Origin of the sequence: Allostreptomyces psammosilenae (genome assembly GCF_013407765.1) — a bacterium.
Classification (GTDB): Bacteria; Actinomycetota; Actinomycetes; order Streptomycetales; family Streptomycetaceae; genus Allostreptomyces; species Allostreptomyces psammosilenae.
The window spans coordinates 1,528,251-1,544,503 of sequence record NZ_JACBZD010000001.1; the positions used below are offsets into that span (position 1 = coordinate 1,528,251).

At 76.4% G+C, this 16,253-nt stretch carries 14 protein-coding genes; 8 read left to right on the forward strand and 6 right to left on the reverse strand.

Features of this window, described 5'->3' with window-relative positions; all coding sequences use genetic code 11:
- Positions 1-2 precede the first annotated feature (2 nt).
- Positions 3-1,586 carry an alkaline phosphatase D family protein gene (locus FHU37_RS06080; RefSeq protein WP_179813183.1) on the forward strand — a complete coding sequence of 528 codons (1,584 nt, stop codon included), beginning with the start codon at positions 3-5 and terminating at the stop codon, positions 1,584-1,586.
- 182 nt (positions 1,587-1,768) lie between these two features.
- A complete protein-coding gene (locus FHU37_RS06085) occupies positions 1,769-2,956 on the forward strand; it encodes an acyl-CoA dehydrogenase family protein (protein ID WP_179813184.1) in 1,188 nt (395 codons plus the stop codon).
- A 145-nt stretch (positions 2,957-3,101) separates the two neighbouring features.
- Here the strand turns inward: FHU37_RS06085 and FHU37_RS27825 are convergent, their stop codons facing one another.
- Complete coding sequence (locus tag FHU37_RS27825; protein ID WP_246449593.1) at positions 3,102-3,578, reverse strand: hypothetical protein; 477 nt, start codon at positions 3,576-3,578, stop codon at positions 3,102-3,104.
- 311 nt (positions 3,579-3,889) lie between these two features.
- Between FHU37_RS27825 and FHU37_RS06095 the strand changes: the two genes are divergently transcribed.
- From FHU37_RS06095 to FHU37_RS06115, 5 genes are all read left to right on the forward strand, one after another.
- Complete coding sequence (locus FHU37_RS06095) at positions 3,890-4,375, forward strand: Lrp/AsnC family transcriptional regulator (protein ID WP_179813185.1); 486 nt, start codon at positions 3,890-3,892, stop codon at positions 4,373-4,375.
- Positions 4,376-4,450: 75 nt separating this feature from the next.
- Entirely contained in the window at positions 4,451-6,205 is a 1,755-nt protein-coding gene (locus FHU37_RS06100) for an amidohydrolase (protein WP_179813186.1), read from the forward strand.
- Between the two features lie 753 nt (positions 6,206-6,958).
- Entirely contained in the window at positions 6,959-8,803 is a 1,845-nt protein-coding gene (lnt, locus tag FHU37_RS06105; RefSeq protein WP_312892456.1) for an apolipoprotein N-acyltransferase, read from the forward strand.
- The gene (locus FHU37_RS06110; RefSeq protein ID WP_179812175.1) at positions 8,800-9,681 is read left to right on the forward strand and encodes a polyprenol monophosphomannose synthase; all 882 of its coding nucleotides are present in this window, start codon (positions 8,800-8,802) and stop codon (positions 9,679-9,681) included. The genes lnt and FHU37_RS06110 overlap by 4 nt, the downstream gene beginning before the upstream one ends.
- Before the next feature lie 80 nt (positions 9,682-9,761).
- On the forward strand, positions 9,762-10,301 hold the full coding sequence (locus FHU37_RS06115) for an FxsA family protein (RefSeq protein WP_179813188.1): 540 nt from the start codon (positions 9,762-9,764) through the stop codon (positions 10,299-10,301).
- 227 nt (positions 10,302-10,528) lie between these two features.
- On the opposite strand, the gene FHU37_RS06120 is transcribed toward FHU37_RS06115, so the two are convergent.
- From FHU37_RS06120 to FHU37_RS06140, 5 genes are all read right to left on the reverse strand, one after another.
- Positions 10,529-10,906 (reverse strand): RNA polymerase-binding protein RbpA, encoded by a 378-nt coding sequence (locus tag FHU37_RS06120; RefSeq protein ID WP_179813189.1) that lies wholly within the window; start codon positions 10,904-10,906, stop codon positions 10,529-10,531.
- A gap of 311 nt (positions 10,907-11,217) precedes the next feature.
- A complete protein-coding gene (locus FHU37_RS06125) occupies positions 11,218-12,585 on the reverse strand; it encodes an MFS transporter (protein WP_376773897.1) in 1,368 nt (455 codons plus the stop codon).
- Positions 12,586-12,786: 201 nt separating this feature from the next.
- Positions 12,787-13,599 (reverse strand): glycerophosphodiester phosphodiesterase family protein, encoded by an 813-nt coding sequence (locus tag FHU37_RS06130; RefSeq protein WP_179813190.1) that lies wholly within the window; start codon positions 13,597-13,599, stop codon positions 12,787-12,789.
- Positions 13,600-13,747: 148 nt separating this feature from the next.
- A complete protein-coding gene (locus tag FHU37_RS06135; RefSeq protein WP_179813191.1) occupies positions 13,748-15,283 on the reverse strand; it encodes an FtsK/SpoIIIE domain-containing protein in 1,536 nt (511 codons plus the stop codon).
- A 40-nt stretch (positions 15,284-15,323) separates the two neighbouring features.
- Positions 15,324-15,518, reverse strand: coding sequence for a hypothetical protein (locus FHU37_RS06140; RefSeq protein ID WP_179813192.1), 195 nt, complete (start codon positions 15,516-15,518; stop codon positions 15,324-15,326).
- Positions 15,519-15,788: 270 nt separating this feature from the next.
- Between FHU37_RS06140 and FHU37_RS06145 the strand changes: the two genes are divergently transcribed.
- Positions 15,789-16,235, forward strand: coding sequence for an ankyrin repeat domain-containing protein (locus tag FHU37_RS06145; RefSeq protein WP_312892457.1), 447 nt, complete (start codon positions 15,789-15,791; stop codon positions 16,233-16,235).
- Positions 16,236-16,253 lie beyond the last annotated feature (18 nt).

Consider the following 16,253-nt stretch of genomic DNA (forward strand, 5'->3'; position numbering starts at 1 on the left):
CGATGACCGAGCACGGCCCCACCGGACCGGCCCGCCGCAGCCTGCTGGCCGGCCTCGCCGCCGCCCCGCTCGCCGCCGCCGGCGGCCTCGTCCTGCCCGCGTCCACCGCGGCCGCCTCGCCGGCCGCCCCGGCCCAGCTCCGCTGGAACCGGCCGCAGGTCAGCCACGGCGTGCAGGCCGGCGACGTCACCGCCGGCAGCGCCCTGATCTGGGCCCGCGCCGACCGCCCGGCCCGGATGGTGGTGGAGGTCGCCGCCACCGAGGAGTTCCGCCGCCCGCGCCGCTTCACCGGCCCGCTGCTCACCCCGGACACCGACCTCACCGGCACCACCGCGCTGCGCGGCCTGCCCGCCGGCGAGCAGGTGCACTACCGGGTCGTCCTCGCCGACCCGGACGACCCGCGGGCCACCGGCGAGCCGGTCGCCGGCACCTTCCGCACCGCCTCGCACCGCCCCCGGGACGTCCGGTTCACCTGGTCCGGCGACCAGGCCGGCCAGGGCTGGGGCATCAACCCCGACCTCGGCGGCTTCCGGATCTACGACGCCATGGCGCGGCTCGACCCCGACTTCTTCCTCTGCAGCGGCGACACCATCTACGCCGACGGCCCGATCCAGGCCAGCGTCACGCTGCCGGACGGCCGCGTCTGGCGCAACGTCACCACCGAGGAGAAGGCTAAGGTCGCCGAGACGCTGGCCGAGTACCGGGGCAACTTCCGCTACAACCTGCTCGACGAGAACCTGCGCCGGTTCAACGCCCAGGTGCCCTCGATCATCCAGTGGGACGACCACGAGGTCACCAACAACTGGTACCCCGGCGAACTGCTGGAGGACTCCCGCTACACGGTCAAGGAGGTGGACGTGCTCGCCGCCCGCGCCCGCCAGGCCTTCTCCGAGTACTTCCCCATCTCCACGCTCACCCGCCCCAGCGGGCGCGTGCACCGGGTCATCCACCACGGGCCGCTGCTGGACGTCTTCGTGCTGGACATGCGCACCTACCGGGACCGCAACTCCGCCGGCACCGAGACCGCGGCCGACGGCGGCATCCTCGGCCGGGAGCAGCTCGCCTGGCTGAAGAAGGAGCTCTCCCGCTCCACGGCCACCTGGAAGGTGCTCGCCGCCGACATGCCGATCGGCCTGATCGTCCCGGACGGCAGCACCGCCATCGAGGCCATCGCCCAGGGCGACCCGGGCGCGCCGCTCGGCCGGGAGCTGGAGATCGCCGAGCTGCTCACCTTCATCAAGCGCCGCCGCATCACCGGCACCGTGTGGATCACCGCCGACGTCCACTACACCGCGGCGCACCACTACGACCCGGCGCGGGCCGCCTACACCGACTTCGACCCGTTCTGGGAGTTCGTCTCCGGCCCGCTGAACGCCGGCGCCTTCGGTCCCAACCGGCTGGACGGCACCTTCGGCCCGCGGGAGGTGTTCGTCAAGGCGCCCCCGGTCGCCAACACCTCGCCGCTGGACGGCTACCAGTTCTTCGGCGAGGTGCACATCGACGCCGAGAGCGCCGAGTTCACCGTGCGCCTGCGCGAGCACGACGGGACCGTGCTGTTCACCCAGGTCCTGCAGCCCGGACGGTAGCCCGTACGGGGGCGTGACGCGCGTCACCGACTGGGGCATACTCCCGGCAGCCGAGCGGGGGCCGGCCTTCCGCGACCCGGAGGGCCGTCCCGCCGCCCGGACACCGCCTTCCCGACACCACCACGGGCTCCGACCGGGCCCGCCGGCGGCGCCGGGGACGAACCGGCTGGGAGGAGACCCCGATGGACGCCCCGCACGTTGCGCGCCTGTACCGCGTCGACCGCACCGTCCCGGACCAGCAGGCCGCCGGCCTGATCGAGCTGGCGGCGCAGGCCGCGCGGGAGGAGCTGGCGCCGCACGCCGCCGCCGAGGAGGCGGCCGGCACCTTTCCCCGGGAGACCGTCCGCGCCCTCGGCAAGGCCGGCCTCCTCGGCCTGCCCTACCCGCGGCGGTACGGTGGCGGGGGACAGCCCTACCAGGTCTACCTCCAGGTCCTGGAGGAGCTCGCCGCCGGCCGGCTCACCGTCGCGCTCGCCGTCGGCGTCCACACCCTGGCCTGTCACCCCCTCGCCCACCACGGCACCGAGGAGCAGCGCGCCGAGCACCTGCCGGCCATGGTCGGCGGCGAGCTGCTGGGCGCCTACTGCCTCTCCGAGCCCGACGCCGGCTCGGACGCCGCCGCCCTGCGCACCACCGCCACCCGGGAGGGTGAGGAGTACCGGATCGACGGCGTGAAGTCGTGGATCACCCACGGCGGCCACGCCGACTTCCACACGGTGATGGCCCGCACCGGCGCCGCCGGGCCGGCCGGTGTGTCCGCCCTGCTCGTGCCCGGCGGCGTCCCCGGACTGGTCGCGCGCGCTCCGGAGCGCAAGATGGGCCTGAACGGTTCGCCCACCGCCCAGCTGTACTTCGACGGCGTGCGGGTGCCGGTGACGGCGCGGATCGGCGCGGAGGGGGAGGGCCTGCCAATCGCCCTGGAGGCCCTGGACTCCGGGCGGCTGTCCATCGCCGCCTGCGCCGTCGGCCTGGCCCGGGCGGCCGTGGACACCGCCTGGCACCGGACCCGGGAGCGCCGCGAGGTGCTCGGCCCCCGCCACCCGGAGGTGCTGGCCGCCGAGGCGCTACTGGTGGACGCCGCGACCGCGGTGGAGGCCGGCCGGGCGCTGTACCTCGCCGCGGCCCGGCGGCGCGACGCGGGGCGGCCGTTCCGCCGGCAGGCCGCGATGGCGAAGCTGTTCTGCACCGACGCGGCGATGCGGGTGACCGGCGACGCGGTGCAGGCCCTCGGCCCGGAGGGGGCGAGCGCCCGGCTGCCGCTGGAGCGCTTCCTGCGCGAGGCGAAGGTGCTGCAGATAGTCGAGGGCACCAACCAGATCCAGCGGCTGGTCATCGCGCGCGGCCTGCACCAGGAGGCCGGCGCGGCGTGACCGGGCCCGGCCGGCGGGCCGGGACCAGGAGACGCGGCCGGGTGGGACGACTGGTGCGGGGGACGGCGGCCGGCCGGGCCGCCGGCGTCCCGTGGTCCGGGTCACCGCGCCGTCGCCCCCGGGCGGCGGACGTGGTGACCCGGCGTCACCGCCGCCGGCGGCGGCGCTGGCCGACCGAGGAGAGCGGCAGGTCGGGGTGGGAGAACGGCTGGGTCCGCCAGTGCAGGCCCTCCGGCAGGGTCAGCAGCGCGGCCAGGGCGTCGCCCGCCTCGCCACACGGGGCCGGCAGCTCCTCGGCGGCCTCCACCGGAAGCCCGGATCCGGAGCACACCCGCAGCCCGAAGGGGTTCCACGGCGTGGGGAGCAGGGCGTGCTCGGGCAGCACCGGCTCCTCCTCGAGGACGGCGATCGGCCGGGCGCAGTCCGGGCAGCGCAGCCGGACGATCTCCAGGTCGCTGTCGTCGAAGTCGTAGTCGTGGTCGAAGTCGTCCGCGTGGGCCGCGTCGACCGTGGGCGCCGCCTCGTCGCGCGCCGCACCCGGATCGGCGCTGTCGCCCTCGTCGTCGACGACGGTGGCGGCCGCGTTCACGAGGGTGCTACTGCTGCGTGGACGTCCGCTCATGTTCTCCCCCTGGGGTCTTAAGGAGCCGGTGGACCTGGGGCCATGGCCATAGCGAGCATTTCCCATGCCCACGGGTGCCTAATCCTGCCGCCCGAGGCCATTGCCGGCACTGGTGGTGACATTCGGTCAGGAACCGGACATCGCCCCGGATCGAGGGCGCTCGCCGAGCCCCCCGGCGCGCGGCGGCCGGGCGGCCCCGGCGGCCGGGCGACGTGGACCGCGCCGGTTCTTGATCGTCATTCACGGTCGAACTGTAATCCGACCGCGGGTGCTCCCGCCGTCCGTTATCCCGGCGGCGGTAGGTTGACCTGGTGGAAGACCTCGACCGCATGATCGTGCAACTGCTCCTGGACGACGGCCGGATGAGCTACACCGACCTCGGCCGCGCCACCGGCCTGTCCACCTCGGCCGTCCACCAGCGGGTCCGGCGGCTGGAACAGCGGGGGGTGCTGCGCCGCTACACGGCGGTCGTCGACCCCGAGGCCGTCGGCCTGCCGCTGACCGCCTTCATCTCGGTCAAGCCCATCGACCCCAGCGCCCCGGACGACGTGCCGGAGCGGCTCGCCGGGATCGCCGAGATCGAGGCGTGCCACAGCGTCGCGGGGGAGGAGAACTACATCCTCAAGGTCCGCGTCGCCACGCCCGGCGACCTGGAGCGCCTGCTGGGCCGCATCCGCACCGAGGCACAGGTCAACACCCGCACCACGGTCGTCCTCAGCACCCCCTACGAGGCCCGGGCGCCCCGGCTGGTCCGGGAGGACCCGGCCGCTCCGGGGCCGGCCCAGCCGCCGCGGTAGCCGCCGGCGCCCGGCCTGCCCCGCCCGGCCCACCCCCGGGACCGCGCCGCCGCCCCGGCGGAGGAGACTGGTGGCATGGAAGCCCGCCCCTCCCAGAACCCCACCGCGACCCCGACCGCGGCCCGGAACCGCCCCGCCGCCGCGGCGCGCACCGTCCTGCTGCGCGGCGGAACGGTGCACAGCCCCGCCGACCCGTTCGCCACCGCCCTGGTGGTCGAGGACGGGACCGTCGCCTGGGTGGGGGCGGAGGGCGCCGCGGACGCGCACGCCGGCGCCGTCGACGCCGTCGTGGACCTGCGCGGCCGGCTGGTCACCCCGGCGTTCGTCGACGCCCACGTGCACACCACGATGACCGGCCTGTCGCTCACCGGCCTGGACCTGACCGGCTGCGACTCGGCCGCGGACCTGCTCGACCGCCTGGCCCGCCACGCCCGCGCCACCACCCCCGGAACCATCCTGGTCGGCCACGGCTGGGACGACAGCCGGTGGACCCGGCCCGGCCTGCCCACCGCCGCCGACCTGGACCGCGTCACCGGCGGCGCGCCCGTCCTGCTCACCCGGGTCGACGCGCACTCCGCGCTGGCCTCCACCGCCCTGCTGCGGCTCGCCCCCGAGGCCGCCGACCTGCCCGGACACGGCGCCGGTGGCCTGCTCACCGCCGCCGCCCACCACGCGGCCCGCCGCGCCGTGGAGGGCGCGCTGACCGCCGCGCAGCGCGCGGAGGCCCAGCGCGCCGCCCTGGCCCGCGCCGCCTCGCTGGGCATCGCCGCCGTCCACGAGTGCGCCGGCCCCGACATCTCCTCCGAAGAGGACCTGCGCGCCCTGCTGGAGCTGGCCGCCGGCCAGGGCGGCGAGGAGGGCCGCGCGCTGCCCGAAGTGGTCGCCTACTGGGGGGAGACCGCCGGCGCCCTCGGCACCGCCTCCGCCGTCGGCGAACGGGTCCGCGACCTCGGCGCCCGCGGACTGGGCGGCGACCTGTTCGTGGACGGCTCGCTGGGCTCGCGCACCGCCGCCCTGCGCACCCCCTACAGCGACCCCGGCTGCCTGCGCGGCCACCGCGGCACCTTCCACCTGACCCCCGAGGCCATCGCCGAGCACCTGCGGCTGTGCACCGAGGCGGGCGTGCAGGCCGGCTTCCACGCGATCGGCGACGCGGCCGTCGACGCCGTCCTGGACGGCCTGGAGGAGACCGCGGAGCGGCTCGGCCTGCCCGCCGTGCGCGCCCTGCGGCACCGCGTCGAGCACGCCGAACTGCTGGACGACAGCGCCGTCGCGCGCTGCGCCGCGCTCGGCGTGGTGCTGTCCGTGCAGCCCGCGTTCGACGCCGCCTGGGGCGCCCCCGGCGGCATGTACGAACGGCGGCTGGGGGCCGAGCGGGCGGCCCGGATGAACCCGTTCGCCGCCCTGCTGCGGGCCGGGGTGCCGCTGGCCTTCGGCTCCGACGCGCCGGTCACCCCGCTCGGCCCGTGGGAGACCGTCCGGGCCGCCGCCTTCCACCACCGGCCGGAACACCGGATCTCCGCCCGGGCGGCGTTCAGCGCCCACACCCGGGGCGGCCACCGCGCGGTCGGCGACGACTTGGCCGGCGTGCTGGTCCCCGGCGCGCCCGCCCACCTGGCCGTGTGGCGGGCCGGGGAACTGGTGGTGCAGGCGCCCGACGCGCGGGTGGCCGGCTGGTCCACCGACCCCCGCTCGGGCACTCCCGGCCTGCCGGACGTCCACCCGGACGCCGCCCTGCCGGACTGCGTGGCCACCCTGGTGGCGGGCCGGCCGGCGCACGTCGCCGCCGACGCCGCCGAGTTCGCCGAGGCCTGGGGCCTGGGCGGCTAGGCGCCCGGCGCGGAGCCCGGGCCCACCGGTTCGGCCGCATCCGATGTCGCGTCAGGCCGCTCCACGCACCTCGCTTGACCTGCGCATTGAGATCATCCGGGCAGGTCAGGGGCGGCTTGACAGCGGGTCGAGTGGGCCGAGTAGGTTCGCAGGGCCCCCAGGGGAGCCGGAATCCGGCACGCCCCCGCGGGGAACCGAGCCACCGGGCCATCCGGCGATCGGTGCGTGGGAGACCGGGTCGTCGGCGGCAGCGTCCGCCGCCGTCAGCCAGGCCCGGCCCTCACCGCGCACCCGAGGACCGGACGTCACCAGGCGGGCCGCCGCGCGAGCCGGCAGGCCGACCCCGGTAGGTCGATGGGACGCGCGCGGGGGCCCGAACGCTCAGTAGACAACGGTTCGAGGACGGTCCGCAGCCCGCGGATCCCCGGCCGGCCCGAAGGGCGTCCGGGCCACCCGCGCGGTCCCCACCCCGGCGCCGCCCCGCGCCGACCCGCGGACGGCCGTCCTCCACTTCCCCGCGCCACGGCCCCCGACCGGGCGGCGGCACCCGGCCCGCGATCCGGGCCGGAAGCGGCGGGGACGGCGGCGGGCGACGGGAACGGGCCGCCGGGCCCCGCCGCCGACCGGGGCGCCGGCGACGGCCGGGAACCGCCCTCCGCGGCGACCACCTGTCGCACTCCCGTACGCTGCCCGTTACGGTGCCGTACGGACGGCACCCCAAGGCGCACCCCCGCGAGAGAAAGGCGGCGGCCCGTGTCCTCTTCCGCCACCCGGTCGGACCCCACCGGCGGAGATCCCACGGTCGACGACACCCCAGGCAACCGCTCGGACCCCAGACCAACCGGCGCCGACACCGCCGCGCCCACCGCGCCCACGGAGCCGCCGGCCGGCCGGGCGACGGCCACCGCCCCCGCCGGGGCGCGCACCGGGGGCGCCGCGGAGGCCGCCACCGCCCCCGCCGCCGAACGCGGGCCGGACCGCCCGGCCGGGCGGGGCCGCCGGCTCCTCGGCGCGGTGCCGCGCCACCTGGCGGCGGCGGTCTGCGGACTCGCCCTGGCGCTCTCCTTCCCGCCGTACGACCTGTGGCCGCTGTCGTTCTTCGCCCTGGCCGGCTTGAGCCTCCTCACCCGCGGCGTCCGCGCCCGGCACGCCGCGCTGCTCGGGCTCTCCTTCGCCGCCCCGTTCTTCCTGCTCCTGCTGAGCTGGCTGCGCACCTCCGTCGGCCCGGACGCCTGGATCGCCCTCAGCCTGATCCAGGCGCTGTTCCTGGTCGCCCTCGGCGCCGGTCTGGCCGCCGTCTCCCGACTGCCCGGGTGGCCGCTGTGGACGGCCTGCCTGTGGGTGGCCCAGGAGTGGGCCCGGGACCGGATCCCCTTCGGGGGCTTCCCCTGGGGACGGCTGGCCTTCGCCCACACCGACACGCCGTTCACCCCGCTCGCCGCGCTCGGCGGCGCCCCGCTGGTCACCTTCGCCGTCGCGCTCACCGCCGCGCTGCTCGCGGCGGCCACCGCGGCGCTGGTCGCCGCCGCCGGCCGGCGCCCGGACGCCCCCGCCCCGGCCGGACGCGGGTGGCCCCGGGTGGCCGGCCCGCTGCTGCTCGCCGCCGCCGTGCTCTGCGCCGGCCTGCTGGTGCCGGTCCCCACCGGCGCCGGCAACGAGACCGTCCGGGTCGCGGTGGTCCAGGGCAACGTGCCCCGCCTCGGCCTGGACTTCCTCGGCCAGCGCCGCGCGGTCCTGGACAACCACGTCGAGGCCACCATGGCGCTGGCGGAGGACGTCGAGGCCGGCCGGGTGGAGCGCCCCGACGTGGTGATCTGGCCGGAGAACGCCTCCGACCTGAACCCCTTCACCCAGCCGGACGCCTACGCGCTGATCGACCAGGCGGTCCGGGCGGTCGGCGTGCCGGTGCTGATCGGCACCCTGGTCGCCGGACCGGACGAGGACCACGTGCAGAACCAGGGCATCGTCTGGGACCCGGTGACCGGCCCCGGCGCCTCCTACACCAAGCAGCACCCGGTGCCCTTCGGCGAGTACGTGCCCTTCCGCGAGGAGCTCACGCCGCTGATCAGCCGCCTGGAGCGAATCCCCCGGGACTTCTGGCACGGCTCCGCCAACGGCGTGCTGGAGCTCGGCCCGGCCACCATCGGCGACGTGATCTGCTTCGAGGTGGCCTACGACGAGGTCGTCCGCGACACGGTCGACGACGGCGCCGAGATGATCGTCGTGCAGACCAACAACGCCACCTTCGGACGCACCGGCCAGCCCGAGCAGCAGCTCGCCATGTCCCGGCTGCGGGCGGTCGAGCACGGCCGTGCCGTGGCCATCGCCGCGACCAGCGGCATCAGCGCCTTCATCGCCCCGGACGGGACCGTGGAGCAGCGCACCGAGGAGTTCGTCCAGCAGGTCATGGTCGCCGACGTCCCGCAGCGGGACTCCGCCACCCTGGCGACCCGCGTGGGTGCGGCGCCCGAATGGACTCTCGCTATTCTCGGACTCCTGGCCTGGGCCGGCGGTGCGTGGTCCGGGCGCAGGGCGGCCCGTGCGGCCGCGCAGACGCGGTCAGGCCCCGGAACGAGCGGAGAGAGGGCGGCGATTTGAGCCACGACGAGCGGGCCGCCGAGGAGCACGTCCACGCGGGCCTCGGCAAGATCCTGGTGATCATTCCGACCTACAACGAGGCGGAGAACATCGGGCCGGTGGTCGAGCGGATCCGCGCGGCCGTGCCCGAGGCACACGTGCTGGTCGCCGACGACAACAGCCCGGACGGCACCGGCGAGGTCGCCGACCGGCTGGCCGCCGCCGACGGCGCGGTGCACGTGCTGCACCGCGAGGGCAAGGAGGGCCTGGGCGCCGCCTACCTGGCCGGCTTCCGCTGGGGCATAGAGGGCGGCTACGACGTCCTGGTGGAGATGGACGCCGACGGCTCCCACCAGCCCGAGGAGCTGCCGCGGCTGCTCCACGCCCTGGCCTCGGGCGCCGACCTGGCGCTCGGCTCCCGCTGGGTGCCGGGAGGCCGCATCGTCAACTGGCCGAAGTCCCGGGAACTGCTTTCCCGGGGCGGCAGCACCTACTCCCGGGTCATGCTGGGCGTTCCGCTGCGCGACGTGACCGGCGGCTACCGGGCCTTCCGCAAGGAGACGCTGCTCGGCCTCGGCATGGACGACGTGGCCTCGCAGGGCTACTGCTTCCAGGTCGACCTGGCCTGGCGCGCGGTCCGGGCGGGCTTCAAGGTCGTGGAGGTGCCGATCACCTTCGTGGAGCGCGCCGCCGGCGACAGCAAGATGAGCCGGAGCATCGTGGCCGAGGCGCTGTGGCGGGTCACCTCCTGGGGCGTCCAGCGCCGGGTGGAGGCGGTGCGCGCCGCGCGCGGCGGCGGCGCCCCGATCGCGCCCGCCGGGGCGCGGGGCGAGGCCGCCGACGCCCCCGTGGCGGCGGAGGAGCCGCCGGAGGCCCCGCGGCAGCGGCCGCGGGCCTGAGCCGGCCGCGGCCGGGCCTTGGATCGCCGCGGCCACGGTCCGGTACCGTGGGGGGCGACCCCCGTGCGAGGAATCACCTGATGCCCCGAACCCGCAACCGGCGCCCCGTCGTCGGTGTCGTGCTGCTCCTGTGGATCGTGCTGGAGCTGTGGCTGCTGATCCGGGTCGCGGACCTCATCGGCGGCCTGGTGACGGCCCTGCTGTTGCTGGCCGGCGCCGTGGTCGGCGGACGGCTGGTGCGGCGCGCCGGGGTGCGCGCCTGGCGTGCGCTGGCGGCGGCCGGCACCCCCGGCGCCCGCCCCCCGGAGAACGTCACCGGCGACGCCGTGGTCGGCATGGCCGGCGGGCTGCTGCTCATCCTCCCCGGCTACCTCTCCGACGTGCTCGGCCTGCTCTGCCTGCTGCCGCCCGTGCGGGGCTGGGCCCGGCGCCGCGTGCTGCGGTGGGCCGAACGTCAGGCGGTGGCCAGCGGGATCTACGGGGCCGCCGCCCGTGGCGGCGCCCACCCCACCGTGGTGGTGGAGGGCGAGGTCGTCCGCGACGAGCCGGCCCCGGGGCGGGCGGGGGAGTCGGACGGGCCGGGCCCGCGCCGGCCGATCGAGGGACCGCCCGGGAACTGAGCCGGCCACCGCCGCCGCCCGGGGCCGTCGCGGACGCCGGGCACCCCGCCGGACACGACGAAGCCCGGGGTGTGGCCGGCACAGGAGCGGTGATACGTTCCTGCGTCCGCCACACCCCGGGCGACGAGAGACGGCCGCAACGCCCACCGCGCACGCCGTTGCCCTGCGCGCCGGTCGAGTCGAGCCCGCGAGCCGGTCAGCTCGCCGGCTCGTCACCAGCCGCCGGCTCAGGCGCTCTTGCGGTTCGCGCTCCGGTGGTGGACCGCCAGGTTGATGCCGCCGGAGCGCAGGATCGCCAGCCGCTCGGCCAGCACCTCCTCCAGCTCCTCACGGGTGCGGCGCTCCATGAGCATGTCCCAGTGGGTGCGCGCCGGCTTGATCTTCTTCTCCTCGGGCCCCTCACCGTCGACGAGTAGCGCCTCGGCCCCACAGGTGCGACACTCCCACTGCGGGGGCACCTCGGCCTCCACGGAGAAGGGCACCTCGAAGCGGTGGCCGTTGGTGCACGCGTACTCGACCGTCTGACGTGGCGCCAGGTCGATACCGCGATCGGTCTCGTAGCTGGTGGCCCCGAGTCGCGTGCCGCGGAGAGCTCGCTCGCTCATGAATCGTGCCTCCCGGGCTTGTGGCCCACAGGTGTCAACAACATTACGGATGCGCCACAGCGGTCAACGCGTGGCAGCCGTTCGAAATTCCCGGTCGGTCGCCACCGGAGCCGGTGGCACCGTGCGAACCCAGCGCTGTCGTCGTCCGTTGTGCCGCCCCTGTTGTACCCACCAGCACCCGTTTTGTCACATCTGCAAATGGTGGTCACGATATGTTCCCCCGCCCTTTCCTTGCGTAGTCACACCCCCGTAACGCGCAGCGGCTACACTGCCCCTCCGCGTCACCGACCCCCGTGTCCGCCGGCAGCGTCTCACAGCCGCTCGGGCGGCGTGTTGCCGACCGCCAGCACGGCCCGCCGTACCGGCACCATCGCCAGCAGCACGAATCCCACCACGAAGAACACCAGCAGCGAGACGAGCGCCATCCGGTAGCTCCCCGTCCACTGGTAGGTCAGTCCGAACACCAGCGGTCCCACCCAACTGGTGCCCCGGTCGCTCACCTCGTACACGCTGAAGTACTCCGCTTCCTTGCCCGGCGGCACCACCCGGGAGAACAGCGAGCGGGACAGCGCCTGGGTGCCGCCCATCACCATGCCGATCGCGACGGCCAGCAGGAAGAACCACAGTGCCTCGCCCCGCGGCAGCCAGAACCCCAGCACCACGGTGGCCGTCCAGGCCACCAGGCCGCCCAGCACCGTGCGCTTGGCACCGAAGCGGCGGGCCAGCCGGCCCATCAGCAGGGCGCCCGCCACCGCCAGCACCTGGACCATCAGGATCGCGGTCAGCAGCGTGCCCTGGCCCAGGCCCAGCTCCCGGTCGCCGAAGATCGCCGCCTGCGAGATCACCGTCTGCACGCCGTCGTTGTAGACCAGGTAGGCCCCGAGGAAGGCCAGGGTGAGCGGGTAGCGGCGCATCTCCCGCACGGTCGCCACCAGCTGCTGCAGGCTGCCCTGGGCCGCCGCCGCCTCCGGGGACGGCGGGCGGTCCCGCAGCCGCCTCAGCGGGATGATCGCGAAGATCCCCCACCACAGGCCCGCCGAGGCCAGGCAGATCCGCACGGCCGTGCCCTCCTCCAGCCCCAGCCCCTCCCGGCCGGTGTACAGCAGGAAGTGCACCACCAGCAGCAGCGCGCCGCCGGCGTAGCCGGTGGCCCAGCCCCGCGAGGAGACCGCGTCGCGCTCCTCGGGCGTCGCGATGTCCGGCAGGAAGGAGTTGTTGAGCGAGGAGGCGACCGCGAAGCTGACGTTGCCCACGATCAGCAGCGCGCCGCCGAGCAGGTAGCGGTCCCCGGAGAGGAAGAACATGCCGGTGGTGGCGGCGGCCCCGGTGTAGGCGGCGACGCCCATCAGCCGCTTGCGCCGTCCGGTGCGGTCGGCGAGGGCCCCGGTGAGCGGCATCACCAGCACGGACAGCAGCACCGAGGCGGAGACGGCGTAGGCGAAGAACGACCCCGGCGCCACCGGCACGCCGAGCGGGTGCACCCGGCCGTCCGCGCCGGCCGCCGCCTCCGCCACCGAGGTGAGGTAGGGACCGAGGAAGACGGTGATCACCGTCGTCGGGAAGACCGAGTTGGCCCAGTCGTAGAAGTACCAGCCGCGCTGCTCGCGCACCCTCGCGCGGACGTCGGCCTCCTGCGGGGCCGGCGTCTGGCCGGCCGGACCCGCGATGGTTCCGGTCACTGCGTGTTACCCCCGTCGTGTCGGCCCGCCACCGTAGCGGAAACGGCCCGTGCGGGCCTGTTCCGTGCCGTGCGGTGGGCCGCGCCGGACGGGCGGGTGCCGCGCCATTATGGCGGAGCCGGCGCGGCGGCGGCAGCCGTATCACCATCCGGGCCCGCGGCGGCCGGTCCGCGCGGCGGGCGGTCCGCGCGGCGGGCGGGCTCAGGACGGCCACTGGCCGCGCTGCCGCAGCACGTCCCGGAGCGTCTCCAACCGGTCGGTCATCAGCCCGTCCACGCCGAGGTCCAGCAGCCGGTGCATCTGCACCGGGTCGTCGATGGTCCACACGTGCACCTGGAGCCCCCGCCGGTGGGCCGCCCGGACGAACGCGGCGTCCACCACCGTCACCACCCCCTGGCGCACCGGCACCTGGGCGCACACCGCCGAACGCAGCGCCTCCCCGCCCAGCGCGCGCCCCAGCGGCAACGGCGACGTCCAGGAGTCCAGGCGCAGGCCGGCCACCGCGCGGGGGGCGAGCGAGGTGGCCAGCCGGGGCCCCAGGGCGGCGCGGACGGCGGCGAGCCGGGCGTCGGAGAACGAGCCGACGCACACCCGCTCCCAGGCGCCGGTGCGCTGGATGGCCGCCACCAGCGGCGCCACGGCGGCGTCCGCCTTGACGTCGATGTTCACCCGGACGTCCGGGAAGGCGTCGAGGACCTCCTCCAACAGCGGGATCGGTTCCCGCCCGCCGATGCGGGCCCGGCGCACCGCGCTCCACGGCAGCCGGGCCACCGCGCCGTGGCCGTCGGTCATCCGGTCCAGCGTGCTGTCGTGGAAGGCCACCAGGTAGCCGTCGGCGGTGGCGTGGACGTCGGTCTCCAGGTAGCGGTAGCCGAGGTCCACGGCCTGCTGGAAGGCCCTCATGGAGTTCTCGACCCCACTGGCGGCGCCGCCGCGGTGGGCGAAGGCCAGCGGGCCGTCGGAGTCCAGGAAGGGGTGGCGCGGGACGGCGCGGCGGCCATGCGGGGCGATCATGCCCGCAGTATCCCCGGCCGGGCCGGGAAACGGATCCCGGCCCCACCGACCGCGCCCTCGGACCGCCCTCGCCGGGCCCCCCGCGCCGGGCCTCTCGCGTCCGTCCTCCCGCGTCCGTCCTCCCCGGTCGGCCGGGCGGACCGGCCCGCTACCGCCGGCCGCCCCAGGCGGCCGGCGCCGCGGTGGGCGCCGGCAGCTGCGCCAGCACGGCGGCGCGCTCGGCCGCGCCGGTGTCCTCGTCGAAGGGGTCCGGGGCGTACGGCACCTGCAGGCGCAGCACCGGGCCGTTGCCCAGCCGGGCCCATCCCCGCCCCGGGGGCAGCCACGCCGGCCCGGCCGGACCGAGCGGGGTGCCGAGGAAGGCCCGGGCCTCCTCCGGCCTGACGTGCCCGAGCACGACCCTGGCCCGGGCCGCGTCGGCCAGCGGCGTCGGCAGCGCCCCCAGCAGTGCCGGCGTGTCGGTGATGGCGAGGGCGACGCCGGCGCCCCGGCCGTGCCGCGCCGGCCCGGACAGCAGCTCCCGCGGGTCGGGCCGGTCCGGCGGGGTGAGCGCGACGAGTTCGGTGAGGCCGTCCAGCAGCACCCACAGCGGGCGCCGCGCGTCGGCGGGCGGCGGGTGGCCGTGCCGCTTGGCCGCGGTGACCACGCCGGTGCGCCGGGCGGTCTCCCCGGCCAGCCAGTCCAGTGTGGCCAGTGCCGTGGACGGGTCGTCGGCGACGGTGAGCACGCCCGGGCGCCCGGTGAGGTAGGCGTACTCGCCCGCGCCGGTGGCGTCCACCACGACCAGGTCGCCGTGGCGCGGCACCTGGTTGGCCAGCGCGCGCAGCAGCGTGGTGCGCCCGCTGCCGGGGTGCCCGATGGCCAGCAGGTGGGGCTCGCCGGACCTCCCGCCGCCGCGCCACAGCAGCGGCGCGGCCCGCAGCGTCTCGGCGCCGACCAGCACCGGGATCAGGCGGTTGGTGGCCGCGGGGTCGGTGAAGCCGAGGACCAGTTCGCCGGGCCCGGTGACGAACGGCTGGGTGGTGATGTCGGTGCGCAGCGGTTCCAGCGCGGTGACGTGCAGCAGGGTGTTCGCCGGGTCCCACTGGAAGAGGTACTCGCGGCCGGGATCGGTCTTGGCCCGGACCACGTGCTCGATCCGCGCCCGGGCGGGGGCCTCGGTGTCGGTGAAGTGGCCGGGGTAGCGGAGGGTCAGCGCGGTGGGTCGGCCCTCCCGGTCGGTGCGCACGTCGACCAGTGCCCGCTGGTAGGGGGCGCCGGGGAGGTAGAGCGGATGCGGATCGTTCGGATGCGGCGGCAGGTACGGCGCCAGGCCGTCGTACAGGGCCTGCAGGCGGGCGTCGACGTCGCCGGCGGGTCGGTCCCCGGCCGGGCCGGGTGGCGCGCTGTCCGGGTCGCGGCCGAGCCAGGCGGCGCCGCCCACCAGGGCGGCGGCGGTCAGCGCGGGGCCGTAGGGCACGAACAGGGTGACGCCGCCGACGGCGAGCGCGGTCAGGAAGAGCGTGGAGTTGCGGCGCTCGGCGGGCGTGCCCCGCAGCCAGGCCAGCCCGCGGGTGGCGCCGCGCCGGGCACCCCGCCAGATCAGCAGCAGCGGCTGGAGGGCCTCGCGGGCCTGGGCGCCGGCACTCCTGGCGAGGTGCCGGGCGCGGGCGGTGGCGCCGCGCCGGGCGGTGGACGACGTCATCGGGCAGCCCTTCCGGAGCGGGTTCCGGTCCGCCGGCCGTTCAGAGGCTGAGGTCGGACAGGATGCTGGCGATGCTCTGGCCGCCGGCGGTGATGCTGGGGGCGATGGCGGTGCCGGCGAGGTAGAAGCCGAAGAGCGCGCAGACCACGGCGTGCAGCGGCTTGAGTCCGTCGCGGCGGAAGAAGAGGAAGACGATGACGCCGAGCAGGACGACACCGGAGATGTTGAGGATCATGGACGGCTCCTCGGGGCTTCGGTACTTCGGGACGGGGTGACGGCGCGGAACCGGCGAGAGAGGGCGCCCGCTACATATTGTTTTCCTACCGTCACTTTCTGTCCACCGCGCTGTGGCGGCCGAACGGGTGCTCCCCGGCCGCGGCGGTGGGCGGCCTCGGTGGGCGGCGTCCGCCCGGCGGCCCGTGCCGGTTACCGTGAGGTCGTGCCCCCGCCCGGCGGCACGACCGTCCCCGCGCCGGACGCGCGGGCGCGAGGAGGAGGAGCGACGGTGACCCAGGAAGGCGGCCCCGAGGTGCGCGAAGGCGGCCCGCAGGAGTTCGACCCCGAGGTGGTGCGGCTGGCCGGCCAGGTGTTCGACGCCGCGCGCGGCGGCGACCCGGCGCTCGTCCGCCGGCTCCTCGACGCCGGAGCGCCGCCCAACCTGACCAACGACCGGGGCGACACGCTGGTGATGCTGGCCGCCTACCACGGCCACGCCGAGGCCGTCCGGGTGCTGCTGGAGCACGGCGCCGACCCCAACCGGATCAACGACCGCGGCCAGTCGCCGCTGGCCGGGGCGGTCTTCAAGGGCACGCCCGACGTGGTCCGGGTGCTGCTGGAGGGCGGCGCGGATCCGAACGCCGGGCGTCCCTCGGCCCTGGAGGCCGCGATGATGTTCGAGCGCCGCGACATGGTGGAGCTGCTGACCTCCGGGGGCGGGGCGACCGCCGAGTGACGGCGCGCCGGCGGACCC

Excerpts from the sequence above, each read along its gene's own strand:
- FHU37_RS06080 (WP_179813183.1), top strand. The coding sequence starts at position 3 with ATGACCGAGCACGGCCCCACCGGACCGGCCCGCCGCAGCCTGCTGGCC.
- FHU37_RS06100 (WP_179813186.1), top strand. The coding sequence starts at position 4,451 with ATGGAAGCCCGCCCCTCCCAGAACCCCACCGCGACCCCGACCGCGGCC.
- FHU37_RS06115 (WP_179813188.1), top strand. The coding sequence starts at position 9,762 with ATGCCCCGAACCCGCAACCGGCGCCCCGTCGTCGGTGTCGTGCTGCTC.
- FHU37_RS06135 (WP_179813191.1), bottom strand. The coding sequence starts at position 15,283 with ATGACGTCGTCCACCGCCCGGCGCGGCGCCACCGCCCGCGCCCGGCAC.
- FHU37_RS06130 (WP_179813190.1), bottom strand. The coding sequence starts at position 13,599 with ATGATCGCCCCGCATGGCCGCCGCGCCGTCCCGCGCCACCCCTTCCTG.
- FHU37_RS06085 (WP_179813184.1), top strand. The coding sequence starts at position 1,769 with ATGGACGCCCCGCACGTTGCGCGCCTGTACCGCGTCGACCGCACCGTC.
- FHU37_RS06120 (WP_179813189.1), bottom strand. The coding sequence starts at position 10,906 with ATGAGCGAGCGAGCTCTCCGCGGCACGCGACTCGGGGCCACCAGCTAC.
- FHU37_RS06140 (WP_179813192.1), bottom strand. The coding sequence starts at position 15,518 with ATGATCCTCAACATCTCCGGTGTCGTCCTGCTCGGCGTCATCGTCTTC.
- FHU37_RS27825 (WP_246449593.1), bottom strand. The coding sequence starts at position 3,578 with ATGAGCGGACGTCCACGCAGCAGTAGCACCCTCGTGAACGCGGCCGCC.